The sequence below is a fragment of the Microbulbifer agarilyticus genome (assembly GCF_020171345.1).
Classification (GTDB): Bacteria; Pseudomonadota; Gammaproteobacteria; order Pseudomonadales; family Cellvibrionaceae; genus Microbulbifer; species Microbulbifer agarilyticus_D.
This window is the reverse complement of sequence record NZ_JAIUZM010000001.1, coordinates 1,531,174-1,551,648: the sequence shown is the minus strand read 5'-3', so window position 1 is coordinate 1,551,648 and position 20,475 is coordinate 1,531,174. Positions and strand designations below refer to the sequence as shown.

Genomic DNA, 20,475 nt, shown 5'->3' with positions numbered 1-20,475 from the left:
AACGATTGCACAAAATGTTTCGTTGTAGGGATACTTTAACGGGCCGACGTGACAAACAGATTACGGTTTTGACCGTCGCTGGTGTTGCTCGAGGTTTTGTTGGCGCTTGCGCTCGCTCTTGCGCAACAGAATGTAGGTAGCGCCAAGGCCGCCGTGCTGCTTCTGCGCACTGTGGAATGCCAGCACTTCCGGTAACTGCGGCAACCAGGCATTCACACAGCTCTTGAGCACCGCCTGGGTCTTGCGTCCCTCACCCTTGCCATGGGTAACCAACGCACAGCGCACATCCGCTTCCAGGCAATCCTGCACAAACTGATACAGCGCACTGCGCGCCATCTCCACGGAGTGATTGTGCAGGTCGAGGCGCGCATCCACGGTGTATTTGCCCAGGCGCAGGTTGCGGTAAACCCCGTTCTGCACACCGTCGCGTTTGAACTCGATGGGGTCGAACGGCTCCACCGGTTCCACAAACTCACCACCGAGAGGGTTCAACTCTCGATGGGTTTGCGCGGTCGCCGCCTCGCGGCGCGCGCGCAGGTTGAGCGGGTCCTTGGTGTCTTTTTTCAACGCGCTTTGGCGCTGCTTGGGGGGCAGCGGCTTTACGTCACCGAGCGCACCCATGGCGCCGCGAAAATCGTCCTGGTCACTCTTACCCACAACTACCCCCAAATAACCACTGCTTTGGCCCGCAGGTGTCAGGGATCGAGGAACAGATCCACCATCAACTCGCCGGCCTTGGCGGGATTGTGCGCATACTGGCTGAAATCGTCTACCCCCCGTGCGCGCAGCAGGGTCTCGTCGATCAACTGGGCTCCGCTCAGGGACTTGTCGCTGGTGCTCAATATCTCGTAGGCCGCATCCGCCATTACCCCGGGTTTGCGGCTCTGATCGAACATCTCGCGACTGCCCACGGCAAATTCAATTGCCGCGGTAGCAACAATGGTCTGAGGCCACAGGGTGGCGACGCTGATATTGGATTCACGCAATTCTTCCGCCAGCCCCATACTGAGGATGGTCATGCCATATTTGGACAGGGCGTAAGGCGCAAAGGGGCCGAGCCAGCGGGGTTCGAGATTGATCGGCGGCGATAGGCTGAGGATATGGCCGCTGGCAGACTGTTTCAGGTAGGGCATGGCCAGATGGGCGGTCAGGTATACGCCGCGGGCATTGATATCCATCATCAGGTCGTAGCGCTTGGGCGGGGTTGCCTCCACACTGGTGAGGTTGATGGCGCCGGCGTTGTTGATCACCCCATCAATGCCACCAAAGGTATCTGCGGTCTTCTGCAGGGCTTCCGCCACCTGGTCTTCTTCCCGCACATCCACCTGCATCGGCAGGGCCTTGCCGCCGGCGGCCTCCACTTCCTCGGCCACGGAGAAGATGGTGCCAGGGAGTTTCGGATGGGGTTCGGCGGATTTGGCGGCAATCGCGATATTGGCACCATCGGCGGCGCACTTCAGCGCAATGGCGCGGCCGATGCCGCGGCTGGCACCGGTAATAAAGATCGTCTTGCCCTGCAGGGCGCCCGTGTTCTTGGTGAGAGTGATGTCTTCGCTCATACAGGCGCTCCCTGGGTAGTTTCTGGTATTTCCGCTATCGGCCTAGTCGTGTGAGGTCTCCGCCACCACTGCCGGGCAATAGATATCTTTGAAGGTTTGCGGCATACGCTTGGGCTTGCCGCTGGAGAGTTCGATACACACCAGCTGCCACACCCCGCGCAGAATCAGCGCCTGGTCACTGGCGCGATATATCTGAAACTTGCGCGTCATATTCAGGCGGCCATCGACCTTGGTCAGCCAGGTGCCGATCAGCAGCTCATCGCCCTCTCTCGACGCCAGTATATAGTCGTACTCCGCGTGACGAATGGCCATGCCCCGGTCGAGGGATTGGTAATTTGTGACATCCAGGCCCAGTTCGACACTGTGTGACCAGCCGGCCTGTTCACACCAGCGCAAGTATTCCGCGTTGTTGGCGTGGTGCAGGCCGTCCACGTGCTCCGGCGCCACCTGCACGCGGTGGATATAGGGGTTGGGGTAGTCCCACTGCATAGACATGACTTCCTTACAGATACAAAAAAGGCTCCCGAAGGAGCCTTTTTCCGAGTTGCCGTCGCTTAGGCGTCGGTTTTCTCACCACCTTGTTCGGCAGCTTGCTGCTGCGCCTGCTGCAGAGCGGCGGCGAACAGGGCGTCGAAGTTGATCGGCGGCAGCATCAGGGCAGGGAAGGAGCCCTTGGTTACTACGTTGTCGATCACCTCACGTGCGTATGGGAACAGGATGTTCGGGCACGCAGTGTTCAGCGCCTGTGCCAGCTGCTGACCTTCCAGGCCCTTGATGCCGAACAGACCGGCCTGCTGCACTTCCACCAGGAAAGCGGTTTCGTCTTCAACCTTGACGGTGATGGTCAGGGTCAGCGCCACTTCATACAGATCTTCGTCGATTTTGGCGGTTTTGGTGTTCAGCTCCTGGTTCACCTGGGGCTGCCACTGCTTCTTGAAAATCTCTGCACCCATCGGGGTTTCAAAGGACAGGTCTTTCAGGTAGATGCGCTGCATCGCGAATTGTACTTGTTGTTCTTCGCCGTTTACCGCAGCGCCGTTTTGTTCTTCAGCCATGTTAGTAGCCTGTTCACTCAATAATGTTGGTTAAATGCCTTCCCTGAAAGAAGACTCCCTGTATGAGTCTTACTTATGGGGGCCTCGAAAACCCCTTTCAAGGCACTTTTTCAAATTTCTTTGCCTGGCGGCGCGTCTTAGCGCAGCAGGGTATCCAGCTGGCCGCTGCGCTCAATGGCCATCAGCTCATCGCAACCGCCCACATGATGGTCGCCGATCCAGATCTGTGGCACCGTATGGCGCCCGGCCTTGGCGGTCATCTCCGCGCGCGCTGCGCGGTCGCCATCCACGGAGATCTCCTTATAAGGGACATTCTTGTTGTCCAGGAGGTACTTGGCGCGGATGCAGAAGGGGCAGTAACGGGTGGTGTAGATAACAACGTCTTTCACGACCGGAAAACCTCTTTGCGTCACTTAATCCAATGACTGCCGGCTCAGCCTTTCACCAGCGGCAGCTTTTGGTTTGTCCATTCGGACATACCACCTTCCAGACGGCGCACGGTGTAGCCCGCCTTTTTCAGCTGACGGCCAACCGGGCCTGCGTGCTGGCCAATCTTGTCCGCCAGAATCAGGGTCTTTTCTTTATAAGGTGCCAGCTCACCAATGCGCTTCTCGATCTCGCTGTGGGGGATGTGAATGGCATCCACAATGTGCCCGGCAGAGAAGTCGGCGCGGTCGCGCAGGTCGATCACCTTGGCCCCATCGCTATTGATCAGCTGGGTGGCCTCGTGGGCCGACGCGGGCTTACCCGCTTTGATACGTTCGGTGATAGCCAGCGCATAAATCAGCGCCACCAACAGACTCACCAGCAGCCATTGCTCGCTGATAAAGACGAAAAAGTCCACTTCGCCCCCAAATATTCACAATTCGTTGTTTTGATACGGTGGCACCACAGACCAGGCAGTCCACCAGTTTAGCGTCGCCGAGGATAAAACTGCTGGGCAGTCATCACTTCGCGACACTCTCAGACTCTCAATCGAGAGGTGGCGCAGTATACACGATGACGGCGATTTCTTATTCCGCCAATTGGGACCTGCTGCCCCGGCGCGCAATGGGAAAATGACCCGCTAGTACTGAGCAATTACTGACCTGAGCCGCACAACAGGGTAAAATCCGCCACCTGCTGTTGTGCACCTCCGGCTTGGCCCGGGCCGTGCATCCGCTTAGCGACCGGTTTTCGGCAATGACGCCGTACGATCTCCCAGTCAAATTTTTCGTTTGACCCCCAGACAACCCAATACAGGAATTCCGAACCCATGGCCTCCGAGACTTCGCCCAAACGTCCCCTGGTACTGCTGATTCTGGACGGTTTCGGCCACAGCGAGCACAGCGAACACAACGCCATTGCCGCGGCCAAGAGTCCGGTATGGGACGACATCTGGGCGAGCCGCCCCAAGACCCTGATCCACACCTCGGGCATGGCAGTAGGCCTGCCGGAAGGACAGATGGGCAACTCGGAAGTGGGCCACATGACCCTCGGCGCCGGCCGCGTGGTGTACCAGAACTTCACCCGCATCAACAAGGCGATCCAGGACGGTGACTTCTTCAAGAACCCGGCCTACACCGCCGCGGTAGACAAGGCCATCGCCAGCAAAGGCGCGGTCCACATTATGGGCCTGGCCTCCGAAGGCGGTGTGCACAGCCACGACGACCACATTGTCGCCATGGCCACCCTGGCCGCCCAGCGCGGCGCCAAGGCGGTGTATATCCACGCATTTACCGATGGCCGCGACACCCCGCCGCGCAGCGCTGAAACCCCGCTGGCACGCCTGACCCAGGTGTGCGACGCACTGGGCACCGCGCGCATCGCCAGTATCGCCGGCCGCTACTTCGCCATGGACCGTGACAACCGCTGGGAGCGCGTGCAGCCGGTATACGACCTGATCACCCAGGGCAAGGCGGAATACCAGGCGGAATCTGCACTGGCCGGCTTGGAAGCCGCCTATGCGCGCGATGAAAACGACGAATTTGTTGCGCCGACCCTGATCGGTGAACCCGCGCCGCTGAACGATGGCGACGCCCTGATCTTTATGAACTTCCGCCCGGACCGCGCGCGCCAGCTGACCCGCGCCTTTACCGAAGCGGACTTTGACGGCTTCGAGCGCGCCGCCACACCGCAACTGGCCGACTTCGTGATGACCACCGAATACGCCAGTTCCATTGATGCCGCCTGCGCCTTCCCGCCGGAGAACCTGGTCAACACCTTCGGTGAGTACCTGCAGAGCCAGAACAAGACCCAATTGCGCATTGCCGAGACAGAAAAGTACGCACATGTGACCTTCTTCTTTAGCGGCGGCCGCGAAGAGCCCTACAATGGCGAAGAGCGTATCCTGATTAAATCCCCAGATGTCGCCACCTACGACCTGCAGCCAGAAATGAGCGCACCGGAAGTCACCGACAACCTGGTATCCGCGATCGAGAGCGGCAAGTTCGATGCCATCGTGTGCAACTACGCCAATGGCGACATGGTGGGCCACACCGGTGTATTCGACGCTGCGGTACAGGCGGTAGAAGCACTGGACGGCTGCGTGGACCGCGTGATCCAGGCGGCGCTGGCTGCCGGCGGCGAAGTGCTGATTACCGCCGACCACGGCAATGTGGAAGAGATGTTTGACGCGGGCTCCGGCCAGGTCAGCACCCAGCACTCCACCCTGCCGGTACCGTTTGTGTACGTGGGCGAGCGCGACGTCACCATGCGCGATGGTGGCAGCCTGGCGGATGTGGCACCGACCATGCTGGCGCTGATGGGCCTGTCGCAGCCAGCAGAAATGAACGGCGAGCCGCTGATCAAAGTTAATTAATCGAGGATGCCCGCCGCGCGGGCACTCCCAAATGCGAGAAAAGCAGAGACGATGAAATTTCCCCGGATTATCTTCGCCGCACTGTTATCGTTCGCACTGGTGCCCACCTGCTTTGCGCAGGCCAGTGACGAAGAGCAGCAGGCGCGGCTGGCGGAAATCAAGCAGCGTATCGAAACCCTGCAAAAGGAACTCAACCAGGTAAAGAGCGACCGCGACCAGTTGCTCAGGGACCTGGAAGCCAACGAGAAAGACATCTCGGAACTGCTGCAGCGCATCGACAAGATCAAGTCCGACATGCAAAGCCGCGGTGAAAAACTGCAGGAATTGAAACAGGAAGAAAAACAGCTCGAGGAATCCCGCCGAAGTATGCAGCGGCGGGTCGAGCAGGAAGTCGCCGCCGCTTACCGACTCGGTCGCCAGGAGCAGGTCAAACTGCTCCTCAACCAGCAAGACCCCCAGCACATCGCCCGCCAACTCCGCTACCACGACTACTTCCTCCAACAACGCAGCCGCGTGATCGACGACTACGTCAGCACCCTCGACCAACTCTCTACCGTCAGCACCGGCATCGAACGGGAACGCAATACCCTCGCCCGTGAACGCGACCAGCTGGAAGACAAACGCCGCGCGCTGGTGAGTGCACAAACCAAGCGCCAGCGCACCCTGGATAAACTCGCCAGGCAACTGGCCAGCAAGGGGGGTGAACTCGACCAGCTGCACAGCGACCGCAGTCGTCTGCAGCGCCTGGTGGACGAAGTGGGCCGCGCCATTGCCACCCTGATCAACCCCAGCGACGAGACCCCCTTCGCCAAACAGCGCGGGCGTATGCAGTGGCCGGCGAAAGGCCGCCGCGCCAACGCCTTCGGCCAGCGCCGCGCCAACGGCATCACCTGGACCGGGGTCACCCTGCGCGCCAACGAGGGCAACCCGGTGCGCGCCATTCACCGCGGGCGCGTGGTGTTTTCCGATTACCTGCGCGGCCAGGGCATGCTGATCATCCTCGACCACGGCGACGGTTATATGAGCCTGTACGGCCAGAACCAGTCACTGACCCGTGCGGTGGGCGAGTGGGTAGAGCGCGGTGACACCATTGCCAAGGTGGGCAACACCGGTGGCGCCAGCCAGTCCGGTCTCTACTTCGAAATTCGCCGCAACGGCAAACCCCAGGACCCTACCGCGTGGTGTCGGGGATAACCTCCGGCACCCCTGTCACTGCGCCGTCCGCCGCCCCCTCCTCTAGCATATTTTCCTCTGCATTTTTATCCCGCCGCACGCACCCCAGTTCGAATCGCCGCCAAGTTGAAAACCCCGCGTTGGCCCCGGGTCTACAATTTCAAGTGGAACACCACGGGTAGTAGCCGCGATTTAGACAGTAACGATAAATGCCAAGGACGTGCAGATTATGTTCACCCCCAAAATGCTGACCAGCCTTCTCGGCGTGGCAGCACTCACCGCACTGCCGCTGATGGGACTCAGCCAGGGCGACCCCGAAGAACGCGTATCGCTGGAGGCAGAATCCCGCCTGCCACTGGAAGACCTGCGCAGCTTTGCCAAGGTGTTCGAGCAGATTCGCCGCGGCTATGTCAAAGAAGTCGACGACAGCACCCTGCTGGAGTTTGCCATCAAGGGCATGCTGCAGGGGCTGGACCCACACTCTTCCTACCTGGACAGCCGCTCGTTTACCGACTTGCAGGCCAACACCACCGGCGAGTTCGCCGGGCTTGGTATCGAGGTGGGTGTGGAAGACGAATACATCACCATCATTACCCCCATGGACGACACGCCCGCGGAACGCGCCGGATTGCGCGCCGGGGATGTGATCCTGCGCCTCGCGGGTAAATCCATGCGCGGTGTGAGCCTTGACGATGCAGTGGAACAGATGCGCGGCCCGGTGGGCTCTTCCGTGACCCTGACCATCGGCCGCAAGGGGCACAAGCAGCCATTCGACGTGACGCTCAAGCGCGACAAGGTGCGTGTGTACAGTGTACGCGGTGAGATGCTGGAAGATGGCTACGGTTATCTGCGCATCAGTCAGTTCCAGCTGGATACCGGTGGCGACCTGATGCGCGCGATGAAAAAACTGAAAAACGAGGGCGAACTGAAAGGTTTGATACTCGACCTGCGCAATAATCCCGGCGGCGTGTTGCAGTCTTCCGTCGAGGTGGTGGATGCGTTTCTGGAAGAGGGTCTAGTGGTCTATACCGAGGGCCGCAACGACGCCTCCAACCTGCGTTACTCCGCCAGCCCAGGCGATGTGACCAAGGGCGCACCGTTAGTAGTCCTGATCAACGACGGTTCCGCCTCCGCCGCAGAGATTGTTGCCGGTGCACTGCAGGATCACCGACGCGCGGTGGTTATGGGTACCGACAGCTTTGGCAAAGGCTCGGTACAAACGGTGATTCCGATCAATGATGACCGTGCCATCAAACTCACCACGGCACTTTATTTCACGCCCAAAGGCCGCTCTATCCAGGCCCAGGGCATCAAGCCGGACATTACCGTGGAGCGCGTGCAGATCACGCGTATGGAAGGGCGCTCACGCTCCACCGAAGCGGACCTGGCGGGCCATCTGGGCAACGGCAATGGCGGCAAGGAAAGCGGTTCACAGGACCGCAAGCGGGCCAAGGCCGAGAAAGAAGACTGGTACAGCCGTGACAACCAGGTATTTGAAGCACTGAATGTACTCAAGGGCCTGAACCTGTATGTGCGCCGCGCGCCAGTCAACCGCGATGCGGACCGGGCCACTGCTGAGCCGGAGCCCAAGGACAAGGTTGCACGGGTTAACCCGGAAGACCTGTAGTGCGGTTCCCAAGAAAACACTTGAGGAAAACGCCCGAGAGAACTGTAGATACCTGAAAAGTTCTGCCAAACAACGGCCCTGAAAATTAAACCGGCGCCCCTGCGATTTGATGCGGCTACCCAGTAGCTAAACTTATTTCAGGAACGCCGGTTTTCTATTTTGGATGGCTCTGCCAGTGGACGTCCGTTGCGGACTTGTGCTGAACCTGTGCCTTCCAAGCCGCAAAGCAGTAACGAGGTAGTCATGCAGTATCGTAGTGGCGAACAGGGCACCACCATTCCCGTACGTTCAGACCGTTTTTACAAACTCGGTGACGATTGGTATTTCAATGTGCGTGGCGGCAAGGCCTTTGGGCCTTTTCGCTGTAGAGAAGAAGCAGAAAAGGCGCTGGATGAATTTCTGAATCCGGCGCAGGACTATACGGGCAACGTACGCCCGTTCGGCAGCCTGCGTGCGCTGCGCTGGCGAAAACAGTTTCGCGACTGAAATCGCCATATACTCTGAAGTTCAAATAACTTCGGAAAAAAGCCGGCGGAAGTTACCACCAAGGATCTTCTCTATTCTCGACTCACTGTGGCCGCGGCGGGACAATAAATCTGCGAGATCGTAGAAGCGTCGCGGAGTATAGAGGTCTTCAATATACAGAAAGGAATCCGCCTCTTCCCGCGGGGCAGAAATCCCTGCCTCCTTTCTCTTCTTTAACTCCTCATTCCACATCCGCAAGTCTTCCTCTGAGTATGGAGCAGTGTGTGTTGCATTATCGGTACCAATACCAACACCCTCTTCACCACAAACGTTTATAGCGTGCTCAATATGGGCGATAAGATCTTCTGAACGCGCAGTGCCCTTGGCACACAGGAATGGCATAAAATAAATCCCAATCACGCCACCGCGGTCCGCCAGCATCTTCAGAGTATCATCCGGATTATTGCGTGGATGTGAAAACACGGCATCGCAACCGGAGTGCGTAATAGCCACCGGGTAGTCCGCATTTTGCAATGAGTCTCGAGTAGTTTTGCGAGAAGCGTGACTCAAATCCAGAAGGATCCCCCTATCCCGCATCCGCTCTATTACTTCATAGCCAAAAGGTTTTAATCCTCCATCCACGTCAGAGAGGCAACCACTACCTGCATGGTTATCAAGGTTATATGTAAGCTGGATACAACGTACGCCAACCTCATAGAAACGATCGATATTCTCCACACGCTTTTCAAGCTGCCGGGTATCTTGAAAACCCATAATCAACCCAACCTTTTCGGACTGGTACACTGTTTCCAGATCTGCTGCTGATTGCACAATCTGAACTGTGTCAGGAAACGCGGCGACCTCCCCATGAATTCGCTCAATATCGGCCATAGAGCGTTTAAATAGATCTTCCCCTGCACCTACAGTACCAACTGTCGACTGCAACATTCGGTACCCTGCCGAATGCAGATCGGAAATCACCCGATCAGTGAGCTGGACCCTGAATTCCGGTTCAGGGGGGTGCGGAAATCCGGCACCATCAAATACGGAAATTTGACGCTCTACTTTTTTTCCGCAAGACCACTGAAAGCCACCGAGCGCGGCAGCTCCGAGCATCAGTCCCATGTTTTTATTAAAGGCCCTTCTGTTCATAACGCTCCCCCTATTCTTAGGCAATAGCTGTTGTCGTTGTTTCTTTACCACTCTTCTGAATAGGCTGAATTTTCCAGTAAATCAGAGACCGCCACAGCCACTCGAACGGTCCGAAGCGGAAATATCCCAACCATATAGGACTCCATACCAACTGCCCCCCAGATCGCGAAAACAAGGGCATGAAAATAGACTAAGTGAGTCGGGGCGTCCGTTCGGTCTCCCCATAGAAAATAGGGTTACCGTAGTAACCGGAGGGATGCGCAAAAGCACAAATATTCATCGCGAGTATGCCAAGAACTGCAACACCTCGTAGAACATCCAACCTTTTATTTCGGCTACCGTCGGAAACCGGTGATGGAATAGCGGACATAGCGAACTCCTGGATCATATCCAGACCCGGGTGCCGCTGGGCCTTTTTCGAGAAAGAGATGAGGGATCACGTATAACGTGCTGACAAAACCAAGTCAATTACAGGCAATTACACACGAATTCACATTCTTGGGAACAAAAATGAGCAATGTGACTTTTGAGAATTAAGAAGCCCGCAGGAACGGCGGGCTAGAAGGGCGAAACATTTAGATAGAGCACCTACAGTCGCATTTCAATTCCCGCGTCCTGCATAAAGGCCTTGGCTTCACCCACGGTGTATTCACCGAAGTGGAAGATGCTCGCCGCGAGGACCGCGTCGGCCCCGCCCTTCAATACACCGTCGGCCAGGTGCTGCAGATTACCCACACCGCCGGAAGCAATCACCGGTACCGATACCGCATCGGAAATCGCGCGGGTCAGCGCCAGATCAAAGCCATTTTTGGTACCGTCTCTGTCCATGCTGGTCAGCAGGATTTCGCCGGCGCCGTAGCTATCCATTTTCTTCGCCCACTCCACCGCGTCGATACCGGTGGGCTTGCGTCCGCCGTGGGTAAAGATTTCCCATTTGGGCTCCTTGTCATTACCCACCTGCTTGGCATCAATCGCGACGACGATACACTGGCTGCCGAAGCGGTCGGCGGCTTCGCGCACGAAATCCGGATTGAATACGGCGGCGGAGTTGATCGCGGTTTTATCCGCACCGGCGTTCAACAGGTTGCGGATGTCCTGTAGCTCGCGCACGCCACCACCAACGGTCAGCGGGATAAACACTTCTGACGCCATTTTTTCTACGGTGTGCAGGGTGGTGTCGCGGCCTTCGTGGGTGGCGGTGATGTCGAGGAAGGTGACTTCGTCGGCACCGGCTTCGTTGTAGCGACGAGCGACTTCTACCGGGTCACCGGCATCGCGGATGTCGACAAAGTTAACGCCTTTGACGACGCGACCGGCGTCAACGTCGAGACAGGGAATAATGCGTTTGGCGAGGCCCATGGTCGGTTCCCGGTAAGTTATTTGGTCCAGTTGTCGCACAGTTCCTGTGCTTTGCGCAGGTCGAGCTTGTCTTCGTAGATGGCCCGCCCGGTAATGGCGCCGAAGATTTCGGTTTTGTCGTCGCCGGCTTTCAGCAGCTGTTCGATGTCTTCGATGCAGCTGACACCGCCGGAGGCGATGATGGGGATCTGTACGGCGCGGGCGAGATCCATGGTGGATTCGAGGTTCACTCCCTGCATCATGCCGTCGCGGGCGATATCGGTGTAGACGATGGCGCTGACACCACAGTCCTGGAACTGTTTGGCCAGTTCGGTGGCCTGCACGTCGGAAACTTCGGCCCAACCTTCGGTGGCGACGAGGCCGTCTTTGGCGTCGAGGCCGACGATGATGTGACCTTCAAACTCGCGGCAGGCTTCTTTCACCAGCTTGGGGTTCTTTACGGCGGCGGTGCCGATGATGGTCCAGCTGACGCCGGCCTCCAGATACCATTCGATGGTTTTGAGGTCGCGGATGCCGCCACCGATCTGGATAGGAAATTGCGGGAACTGGCGGGCGATGGCGTTGACGGCGTCGCCGTTCACGGGGTTGCCGGCGAAGGCACCATTGAGGTCGACGATATGCAGGCGTTTGGCACCCTGGCCGAGCCAGTGTTCGGCGGTGGCAACCGGGTCGTCGGAGAAGACGGTCGCGTCTTCCATTTCACCCTGGCGCAGGCGCACGCACTGGCCGTCTTTCAGATCAATGGCTGGGATTACGATCATTTGTATAACTTCCTGTAGCTCTAGGCCCCGGGGTGTTTTTATCCGGTTCTGTGGCGGTGAAGCATCGGACTTAGGGTTTCGGAACCGCTGTGAATACGTCCCTGTACGCTGCGTCGGCAACATCCCTGTTGCCGACGCTTCCGAAACCCTAAGTCCGACACTCCACCTTCTCGAATTAGATTCTTACTTCGTTAGCAGAAAAAATATTTTCTAATTTGAGCCGTTCCAGCCAACGAAATTTTTCAGCAACTGCATACCCGCATCCGCACTTTTTTCAGGGTGGAACTGGGTAGCGAAAATATTGTTCTTGGTAACCGCAGCCGCAAACGGCACACCGTAGTCGGTCTGGCCGGCAACGGCATCGTTGTTTTCGGCGGGCACATAGTAGCTGTGCACAAAGTAGAAGCGGCTACCGCTTTCGATGCCGTTCCACATGGGGTGATCGATGGTCGGCTTTACACGGTTCCAGCCCATATGTGGCACTTTTAACCTTGGGCCGCGGGCGCCATCCGCTCCTTTATCATGCAGGTCCGTGCCGAAGAATTTCACCGGTTGCGGGAAGATACTCAGGCAGTCAACGCCGCCGTTCTCTTCGCTCTGCGACATCATGATCTGCATACCCACGCAGATACCCAGAATGGGCATGCCGGATTCGATGCTCTGGTTCAGCAGGGGTACGAATCCGGGGCGAATGAAGCCTTCGATGCAGTCGCGGATGGCGCCGACGCCGGGGACGATCAGGCGGTCAGCGCCTTCGGCTTCTTCCGGTGTAGTGGCGAGGACGACCTGGTCATCGGGGGCGACCTTTTGCAGGGCGCTGGCCACGGAGTGGAGGTTGCCCATGCCGTAGTCGAGGACGACGATCTTTTGCATCTTGAGCAGTCTCCTGGCTTACAGCACGCCCTTGGTGGAGGGCATGGCGCCTTCCATGCGCGGGTCCGGGGTCAGGGCCATGCGCAGGGCGCGGCCGAAGGCCTTGAACACGGTCTCGATCTGGTGGTGGGCGTTGAAGCCGCGGATGCAGTCGATGTGCACGGTGACCAGCGCGTGGTTTACGAAACCCTGGAAGAACTCGTAGAACAGCTCGGTATCGAAGTTGCCGATGCGCTTCTGGGTAAAGGGCACGTTCATGGTCAGCCCCGGGCGGCCGGAGAAGTCGATGACGACGCGGCTCAGGGCCTCATCCAGTGGTACGTAGGCGTGGCCGTAGCGGGTCATGCCTTTCTTGTCGCCGACGGCCTGGTTTATGGCCTTGCCGATGGTGATGCCGATATCTTCCACGGTGTGGTGGTCGTCGATATGCACGTCGCCGTCACAGGTGATGTCCAGGTCGATCATGCCGTGACGGGCAATCTGGTCCATCATGTGCTCGAGGAATGGAACGCCGGTGTTGAATTTGCCGGTACCTTTGCCGTCGAGGTTAAGGCTGACCTGGATCTTGGTTTCCAGAGTGTCGCGGTTGACGCTGGCGGTGCGCATAGGGACTACATCCTTTATTGCGAGGTGGGGATGACCCGCTCGGCCGGCCCCAGAGGATAGATGGCGCGGATTATACGCCCAAATGAGGCGAAATTTGGGGGATAGTCTCAGATGTAACTTGATTCACCCCAAAGATCAAATATCATACGCGGCATGAACCTATGTCCCCGCCATAAGACCCCCGTCTGGGTCAGCCTATGCCTGCTGTTTGCGCTGATGCTCGCGCAACCGGTAGCGGCGGAGCATATTCACATCGAAGATCGCGCGCACCAGCTGTGCGACCTGTCCAATAATCACGCCCCCGCCCTCGGTGGTAGTGACCTCACTTTTGTTTCCGACGACCTCGCACCGCTTTACATTGAGCAGCAGGCCCCAGCAGCACGCGACTGCCAACCGGAACGCCAGTCCGCCCGCGGGCCGCCCGCAATCCTGTCTCTTAGCTGATCTCTCTGTCGCCATGCCGCCGTTACCGGGCCGCCGGGCGACCTAATAACGCTTATTTTCCGGGTGTCGGCCTCTTGGGTGGCCGCTGCCCGTGTTCGACAGGATAAAAAACAATGTACCGAGTAAACACTCTGGCGCTGGCCGTTGCCTGCGCGCTGTCTTCTGCTGCCTACGCTCAAAACGACACTGACAAGAACGAAAACCTGGAGCTGGTGAATGTCACCGTTTCCCCACTGGCCAAGCCTGCCGATGTAGTCGCCGCCCCGGTTTCCATCCTCACCGGCGAAGAACTGCGCCAGCAAGCTGCCGGCACCCTGGGTCAGACCCTGACTAACCAGCTGGGCGTGGCCAATGCTTCCTTCGGTAGCGGCGTTGGCCTGCCGGTGATTCGCGGCCAGAGCGCCAACCGCGTGCGCGTGCTGAGCGACAACCTGGACGTATCCGACGCATCCAACACCTCCTCAGACCACGCCGCCAGTATCGAGCCCTTACTGGCCGAGCGCATTGAAATCCTGCGCGGCCCGGCGGCCCTGCGTTACGGCAGCGGCGCCATCGGCGGCGTAGTAAACGTGCTCGACGGCCGTATCCCCAGCGAAGTACCGGAAGCAATGGAAGGCGCTGTTGAACTGCGTCACGACAGCGGCAACAGCCAAGACGCCGGTGTCTTCCGCCTGAACGGCGGTGCCGGTCAGCTGGCCTGGTACCTGGACGGCGTATATCGCGAGAACGGCAACACCCAGATCCCGGGCGAAGCCATCGTGCATCACGAAGAGCATGAAGAGCACGCCGACGAAATGGCTGGCGAAGCCCATGAAGCGCACGAGGAAGAATTCAACACCGACGGCTTCGTGGGTAACACCAACTCCCGCGCCAGCAGCTACAGCGGTGGCCTGTCCTGGATCACCGACACCGGTTTTGTCGGCTTCTCCGTAAACCAGCTGGACAACAACTACGGTATCCCGCTGGGCGCACACGCACACCATCATGAAGAAGAAGAGCACGCCGGCGAAACCGCCGAAGAGCACGCGGAGCACGAAGAAGAAGGCGCAGAAGCCGTGCGCATCGCCCTGCAGCAAACCCGCTACGACCTGAAGGGCGAGCACCGCTTCAACAGCGAATACTGGGAAAAACTGAGCGTGCGTCTGGGCTACAACGACTACGAGCACGTTGAGCTGGAAGAAGACGTCGAAGGCACCCGCTTCACCAATAAAGCGTGGGAAACCCGCGTGGAAATCACCCACGACAACGGCGGCCTGTGGCGTGGCGCTTACGGCCTGCAACTGAGCGACAAAGACTTTGCCGCGGTGGGTGACGAAGCGTTTATCCAGCCGAGCAACACCCAGAGCATCGGCGTGTTCACCATGAAGGAACGCACCTGGGGTAACTGGCACCTGGATCTGGGCGGCCGCTTGGAGCAGGTCACCATCGACCCGCAGGAAGGCGCGTCTCAGGACTTCAACCTACTGGGCCTGAGCGGCACCCTGCAGTACTTCCTGGCCGAGCACCAGCACCTGAGCTTCGGCCTGACCCACGCCGAGCGCGCGCCGGTGGCCGAAGAGCTGTTCGCCGATGGTGAGCACCTGGCGGAAGCACGCTATCTGGAAGGCGAAGAAGATCTTGATAAAGAGAACTCCTTCAACCTGGAACTGGGTTACCACCACCACAACGAAGGCGGTTCCGGCTGGCACGCGCTACAGGTTGAAGCCAACCTGTTCTACAACCGCGTAAACAATTACATCTACGCCGCCAACACCGGCGAGCTCTTCGAAGAAGGACATGAAGAAGGCGAAGTGCACCTCGAAGAGGAACACGAAGAAGAAGGCCTGGCGATCTACGGCTACACCAACCGCGATGCGGTCTTCTACGGTGCTGAAGCGTCCGTGCGCTACCCCTTCGCCGGCGGTCACTACGTAGAACTGTTCGGTGACAGCGTGCGCGCCAGCTTCACCAGCGACCTCGAACTGCACCACGAGGAAGAGGAAGGCCACGAGCACGAAGAGATCGTCGACAACAGCCGTGCGGTCCCGCGTATGCCGCCGCTGCGTGTTGGCCTGGCCTTCGGTGGCAACTACGACCAGTGGAACTGGCAGCTGCGCACCACCAAAGCGTCTGCACAGGAACGCGCCGGTGCCTTTGAAGAGGGAACCGAGGGCTACACCCGCATGGACCTGACCGCGCACTACAACCTGAACATCGGCGGCAACAATGCCGTTCTGTTCGCCAGCGCGCGCAACCTGCTGGACGAAGAAATTCGTCAGTCCACTTCTCTACTGCGTGACTTCGCTCCGGAAGTCGGACGCAGTGTTGAGGCGGGCGTACGCTTCCAGTTCTAAGCACCAGGCTGCGGCCTACGCCGCAACCGAGGCTCTATGAGAAACGCCCGACAGGGAAACCTGCCGGGCGTTTTTTATGGCCGTCCGATTGCCCAATCCGCACCAATTACAACGTTAAAAACGCGCAACACACTGCGGAATATTGTTTTTTTGCAGCACGTAAGTACCAATTAAAACCATTTTCAAACCCATCCTCGACAAGCCCATTTTTCCGCTTTAAATTGTTTGCTCAAACAAAAATCACGGACGAACAATCAGTGCAAAAAATTATTATCATTTTTACGGTGGTACTGATCATTCTTGCCCTACCTTGGCCCGGAGCTGCCATGTCGAACCTGAACCCACTCAAAGCCTGCACCTTTTCTGAAATGCAGATCTCACTTTTCTTTGATGGAAAGCCTGCAACCGGGGCGAAAATCACTCGTACAATCGAATGGCGTAAAGAGCATGTAGATGAATTCACCGCCGACGGGAATGGACAGGTCACACTTCCGGCAGAATTTGAAAATTACTACCTCAAGTTTTTCCCGATGGAGTTTGTCTCAGCACAGTTTCTGACCGTGCAATATGAAGGTAAGGAATACGAAATCTGGAACTACGCCAAGCGCAAAACCGAACTGAATAGCGAGATGGACGGTGAACCGCTGAAACTGTCCTGCGAACTTACCAGCGAGTCCATAACAACGAGAGCCTTCGGGTCCATTCTTGGCACCCGCTGCACTTTGCCACAAGAAAGCTAACAATTTATGTCGAAAAGGATTTCACATGGCTCAGCTAACCCCGGAACTCAGCGCAAACATTGCGAATGATATCTATCTGATTACAAACCAGAATACACGGAAATTATTTTTCGACCTGTACGCAGATCAGTTCGCATTCAAAGATGACGCCAATCTGCAGGGCAAGACTGGCGCATTCATCCTTCTAAAAAAAGAACAGTCGCTGGGTCTGGCGGCTACCGGCATCAAGCAGCGCAAGGGTGAAGCGCTGATTGCGTTAAAGGGGACCTCCAACGGATACGACGGGCTTACCGACCTGAACGCAGGCCTGAAACAATTCAATACCGGAGGATTCGTCCATCAGGGCTTCTATTACGCCTTTCAATCATTTTTGCCGGAGCTCGATCAGTTTCTCGCAAACCTGCCCCCTGACATCCACACAGTCCACTGTGTCGGCCACAGCCTGGGCGGCGCGCTTGCGACCCTGGCTGCCGACTACCTGAAAGCAAAAAGTGGCTGCGCGGTAAACCTGTACACTTTTGGCAGCCCACGTGTAGGCCTGAGTCTTTTTTCCGAGGGCGCACTGCGTCGCCTGGGAGAGAAAAATATCTTTCGGGTATACCACCGTACCGATCCGGTACCCATGGTGCCAACCTGGCCATTTATCCATGTACCCAATGGTGGACTTGGCGATCTATTGCTGAATTCCAGCGTGGCACTCAATCCCATTGAATATCACAAGATGGAAAACTACATTGGCTCCCTATCCGGCTCGGAGATAAAGCACAATTGGGAACTGGTACGCAAAAAGCGCCCACCCGCGCCCATTACCCGCAGTATTGAAAGCTGGCTGAAATCCGATGGGCCGCTGTCGCTCACCCTGAATACGGCATGGGTAGCCGCTGAAGCGGTTATGTGGGTATTGAAGAAAGTGGTGGAGCTAACCGGTATCGCACTGGTAGTGGGCGGTGGCACCGCCTTTACCCTACTCGACCAGATGGCGATCTTCCTGAAAAAAGCCTACGACTTTGGCAAGAAAGCCTCTTACTGGGTCACCCGCCTGCTGGTGCGCCTCGGCAAACTGATTGGCATCACGGTGAGTGAAAGCGTCAACATCACTGCCGCGCTGATTCGGGCGATTTTTATCCGCATGCACTCCGCGGTCTCCGAGCTGGTGATGCGCGCCGGGCGCAACGTCGAGCATTAACGAATGAGCGCCATGGGAGGCGCTCACGCTTTTTGTCCCCGCCGGTTTCATTTCTGACCGGCAACTGCTTCAATAGTCGCATCCATGGTGCCTGCTAATGTTGCCTTGCAGGCGCCGCTTTCCCGCCTTTCTCAGTATTAAGGATGCGCCCTGTATGGCCTGGATCAAACGCGGACTTATCACCCTCGTTGTTCTCTTTGCACTGTTTGCCGGTGCCGTCGCCTGGTTCCTCTCCGGTCTCGATGCCAACCAGTACAAACCCAAGATTGTGCAGCTAGCAGCCGATCAGGGGGTCTCCCTGACGCTGGACGGCGATATCGGCTGGCAGTTGTGGCCGAATATCGCACTCAAGCTGGAAGGAGTGAAAGTCGCGCCACTGGCCCTGCCCAGTGAATCCCTGCTGCAGGCGGACAAGGTCGCCGTTGGCGTGGGGCTGATGCCACTACTCAACAAGCGTATCGAAGCCCAGGAGATTGTATTACTGGCTCCGCAAGTCGCCCTTACCGTGGACCAGAACGGCAAGGGCAACTGGGAGCTGATTACCGACGCCATCGAGGCCAAAGCAGAGCAGGATGCCAAGCAGCAGCGTGAAACGCCGCCCACCTTAGAAGTTCCCCAGCAGGAAGCCGCCCCCAGCGCCGGACTGGAACTGGCCCTGCAGGAACTGCGCCTTGAAGACGGCCTACTGCGCTACACCGATAAACAGAGTGGCAGCGAATACTCGATCAGTGAATTGAATGTTACCGCCGATAATCTGGTGCCCGGGGGCAAGCCCGGCGATGTGCAAGTGCGCGCAAAACTTGCCGGCAGCGATTTCCCGGAGCCGGTGGACCTGAATATTCACAGCAGCCTCGCCATTGACGAAGGGCTGAACGGCCTGCGCCTGCAGCCAGCTACCATCAAGCTCACCAGCGGCGACGATGCGAGTGCGGAAGTGTACCTGCGCGGTAACGTGCGCCGAGCCAAAGCCGACGCACCCTGGCAGATCCAGTTGAACCTGAAAGTGAATGTAGAGCCTGTTTCCGGCTGGCTTGCTGCCGTGGGCAGTAGCTACAAGCCACAAAGCACCAGCGCTCTGCAGAAACTGAAAATCGACACCGACGTAACCGGTAGCGACCGCCAGATGAATATGCAGCCGCTGGAACTGGTGCTCGACGAACATACCTTTACCGGCAGCGCCAGTTATCAGGCCGCTCTTGATAACAGCAAAGGGGCAAACGGAGCCAAGGGCGTGCCCACTGTCTCACTAAGCCTCAAAGGCGGCGACCTGAATGTGGATGACTACCTGCCACCACCAGTTGCCACGCCGGAACAGGATGAGCTCAGCGCGGATATTGCCGCAGCCAAGCCGGTACCACTGCCACTGGAGGCCATGCGCGGCTTTAACGCCAAACTGGATCTGACACTCGACAAACTACACGCACTGGATTTCGATATCGACAAACCCGAGCTCGCCATCAATGTGCAAAACGGCCTCTACCAACTGAACAAACTGGCGGCCGGTGTATACGGCGGCACCCTGAACAGCACCGGCGTATTCAATGCCCGCGGCAAGTCCGCGCGCGGCGAACTGAGCGGCGGTCTGAGCGGCGTGGAGATTTCCAAGGTGCAGGAAGCCCTGTTCGCCAGCGATGAGCCCCAGGCCGCCGACCAGAACAAAGTCACCCTGTCCGGCAAAACCGACCTCACCTGGGTAGGCCAGACCTCCGGCGCAGACACCCAGGCCCTGCAAAAGAACCTGCGCGCCGCGGTTCAACTCAACTCGCAGGAACTGGCATTGGCCCCGTTCAACCTTGAAAAGGGCATGTGCCAGCTGGTGAGCTACGCAGAGAAAACGCCGATGCCAGAGCGCGAATGGCCCGCACAGACCCGCATGCAGGACCTGCGTGCCAGCGTGAATTTAAATGGTGATGTAGCCAAGGTAGATGGTTTCAATGCAGGGATTGAGAACATCGCGCTGAGCGGTGATGGCACCATTAATCTGCAACAGCAGAATTTTGATTTTGCCCTGGGCCTGGCACTGGTTGGCGAGCGAACTTCCGGTAACGGCTGTTCCGTGCAGAATTCGCGCTGGCGCAACCGCCCACTGCCGCTGCGCTGCAAGGCGAAATTCTCTGAAGCCGGTGCCACCACCTGTAAACCGGACAGCCGCCGGCTGGATGACCTGATCCGTGAAGAACTGAAATACAAGGCGCAGAAGAAGTACGGCGACCAGCTGGAAGAGAAATCCGAAAAGCTGCGCGACAAGCTAAAAGATCGCTTCAAGGGGCTGTTTAATCGCGGCGATTAAACTACCAACTCCACAATAGAAATAAAAAACGGGGCCAGTGGCCCCGTTTTTT

Annotated in this window: 21 protein-coding genes; 9 read left to right on the top strand and 12 right to left on the bottom strand. The window is 57.9% G+C overall.

What is annotated here, in order from left to right; genetic code table 11:
- Nucleotides 1-60 precede the first annotated feature (60 nt).
- The 6 genes from smrA to LCM31_RS06505 form a co-directional block, all read right to left on the bottom strand.
- Nucleotides 61-657, bottom strand: coding sequence for a DNA endonuclease SmrA (smrA, locus tag LCM31_RS06530; RefSeq protein WP_318247432.1), 597 nt, complete (start codon nt 655-657; stop codon nt 61-63).
- 38 nt (nt 658-695) lie between these two features.
- Nucleotides 696-1,559: an SDR family oxidoreductase gene (locus tag LCM31_RS06525; RefSeq protein WP_224868503.1), complete on the bottom strand. Its 864-nt coding sequence runs from the start codon at nt 1,557-1,559 to the stop codon at nt 696-698.
- A 42-nt stretch (nt 1,560-1,601) separates the two neighbouring features.
- Nucleotides 1,602-2,054: an acyl-CoA thioesterase gene (locus tag LCM31_RS06520; protein ID WP_222248612.1), complete on the bottom strand. Its 453-nt coding sequence runs from the start codon at nt 2,052-2,054 to the stop codon at nt 1,602-1,604.
- Nucleotides 2,055-2,113: 59 nt separating this feature from the next.
- Nucleotides 2,114-2,614: a protein-export chaperone SecB gene (gene secB, locus LCM31_RS06515; protein WP_224868502.1), complete on the bottom strand. Its 501-nt coding sequence runs from the start codon at nt 2,612-2,614 to the stop codon at nt 2,114-2,116.
- A gap of 137 nt (nt 2,615-2,751) precedes the next feature.
- On the bottom strand, nt 2,752-3,003 hold the full coding sequence (gene grxC / locus LCM31_RS06510) for a glutaredoxin 3 (protein ID WP_224868501.1): 252 nt from the start codon (nt 3,001-3,003) through the stop codon (nt 2,752-2,754).
- A gap of 44 nt (nt 3,004-3,047) precedes the next feature.
- Nucleotides 3,048-3,458, bottom strand: coding sequence for a rhodanese-like domain-containing protein (locus LCM31_RS06505; RefSeq protein WP_224868500.1), 411 nt, complete (start codon nt 3,456-3,458; stop codon nt 3,048-3,050).
- A 411-nt stretch (nt 3,459-3,869) separates the two neighbouring features.
- On the opposite strand from LCM31_RS06505, the gene gpmI reads away from it, so the two are divergent.
- From gpmI to LCM31_RS06485, 4 genes are all read left to right on the top strand, one after another.
- Complete coding sequence (gene gpmI / locus LCM31_RS06500) at nt 3,870-5,414, top strand: 2,3-bisphosphoglycerate-independent phosphoglycerate mutase (protein ID WP_224868499.1); 1,545 nt, start codon at nt 3,870-3,872, stop codon at nt 5,412-5,414.
- A 51-nt stretch (nt 5,415-5,465) separates the two neighbouring features.
- The gene (locus LCM31_RS06495; RefSeq protein ID WP_224868498.1) at nt 5,466-6,608 is read left to right on the top strand and encodes a murein hydrolase activator EnvC family protein; all 1,143 of its coding nucleotides are present in this window, start codon (nt 5,466-5,468) and stop codon (nt 6,606-6,608) included.
- 208 nt (nt 6,609-6,816) lie between these two features.
- Entirely contained in the window at nt 6,817-8,214 is a 1,398-nt protein-coding gene (locus LCM31_RS06490; protein ID WP_224868497.1) for a S41 family peptidase, read from the top strand.
- A 243-nt stretch (nt 8,215-8,457) separates the two neighbouring features.
- On the top strand, nt 8,458-8,700 hold the full coding sequence (locus tag LCM31_RS06485; RefSeq protein ID WP_224868496.1) for a DUF6316 family protein: 243 nt from the start codon (nt 8,458-8,460) through the stop codon (nt 8,698-8,700).
- Between the two features lie 21 nt (nt 8,701-8,721).
- Here LCM31_RS06485 and LCM31_RS06480 read toward each other — a convergent pair whose 3' ends face one another.
- From LCM31_RS06480 to hisB, 6 genes are all read right to left on the bottom strand, one after another.
- A complete protein-coding gene (locus LCM31_RS06480; protein WP_224868495.1) occupies nt 8,722-9,831 on the bottom strand; it encodes a dipeptidase in 1,110 nt (369 codons plus the stop codon).
- A gap of 16 nt (nt 9,832-9,847) precedes the next feature.
- Complete coding sequence (locus tag LCM31_RS16440; RefSeq protein ID WP_224868494.1) at nt 9,848-10,012, bottom strand: DUF418 domain-containing protein; 165 nt, start codon at nt 10,010-10,012, stop codon at nt 9,848-9,850.
- A 407-nt stretch (nt 10,013-10,419) separates the two neighbouring features.
- Nucleotides 10,420-11,190: an imidazole glycerol phosphate synthase subunit HisF gene (gene hisF / locus LCM31_RS06470; RefSeq protein ID WP_224868493.1), complete on the bottom strand. Its 771-nt coding sequence runs from the start codon at nt 11,188-11,190 to the stop codon at nt 10,420-10,422.
- A 17-nt stretch (nt 11,191-11,207) separates the two neighbouring features.
- Nucleotides 11,208-11,951 (bottom strand): 1-(5-phosphoribosyl)-5-[(5-phosphoribosylamino)methylideneamino]imidazole-4-carboxamide isomerase, encoded by a 744-nt coding sequence (gene hisA, locus LCM31_RS06465; RefSeq protein ID WP_077407482.1) that lies wholly within the window; start codon nt 11,949-11,951, stop codon nt 11,208-11,210.
- A 210-nt stretch (nt 11,952-12,161) separates the two neighbouring features.
- A complete protein-coding gene (hisH, locus tag LCM31_RS06460; RefSeq protein WP_224868492.1) occupies nt 12,162-12,824 on the bottom strand; it encodes an imidazole glycerol phosphate synthase subunit HisH in 663 nt (220 codons plus the stop codon).
- Between the two features lie 18 nt (nt 12,825-12,842).
- Entirely contained in the window at nt 12,843-13,430 is a 588-nt protein-coding gene (gene hisB / locus LCM31_RS06455; RefSeq protein ID WP_010133126.1) for an imidazoleglycerol-phosphate dehydratase HisB, read from the bottom strand.
- A 153-nt stretch (nt 13,431-13,583) separates the two neighbouring features.
- Here hisB and LCM31_RS06450 point away from each other — a divergent pair, with 153 nt between their 5' ends.
- The 5 genes from LCM31_RS06450 to LCM31_RS06430 all read left to right on the top strand — a co-directional run bounded on the left by LCM31_RS06450 (nt 13,584) and on the right by LCM31_RS06430 (nt 20,423).
- Nucleotides 13,584-13,874, top strand: a complete 291-nt coding sequence (locus LCM31_RS06450) for a hypothetical protein (protein WP_222231394.1) — start codon at nt 13,584-13,586, stop codon at nt 13,872-13,874.
- A 113-nt stretch (nt 13,875-13,987) separates the two neighbouring features.
- Nucleotides 13,988-16,207 carry a TonB-dependent receptor gene (locus LCM31_RS06445; RefSeq protein ID WP_224868491.1) on the top strand — a complete coding sequence of 740 codons (2,220 nt, stop codon included), beginning with the start codon at nt 13,988-13,990 and terminating at the stop codon, nt 16,205-16,207.
- A 257-nt stretch (nt 16,208-16,464) separates the two neighbouring features.
- A complete protein-coding gene (locus LCM31_RS06440) occupies nt 16,465-16,947 on the top strand; it encodes a DUF4198 domain-containing protein (protein ID WP_224868490.1) in 483 nt (160 codons plus the stop codon).
- A 25-nt stretch (nt 16,948-16,972) separates the two neighbouring features.
- Complete coding sequence (locus LCM31_RS06435; RefSeq protein ID WP_224868489.1) at nt 16,973-18,133, top strand: lipase family protein; 1,161 nt, start codon at nt 16,973-16,975, stop codon at nt 18,131-18,133.
- Between the two features lie 154 nt (nt 18,134-18,287).
- Nucleotides 18,288-20,423, top strand: coding sequence for an AsmA family protein (locus LCM31_RS06430; protein WP_224868488.1), 2,136 nt, complete (start codon nt 18,288-18,290; stop codon nt 20,421-20,423).
- Nucleotides 20,424-20,475 lie beyond the last annotated feature (52 nt).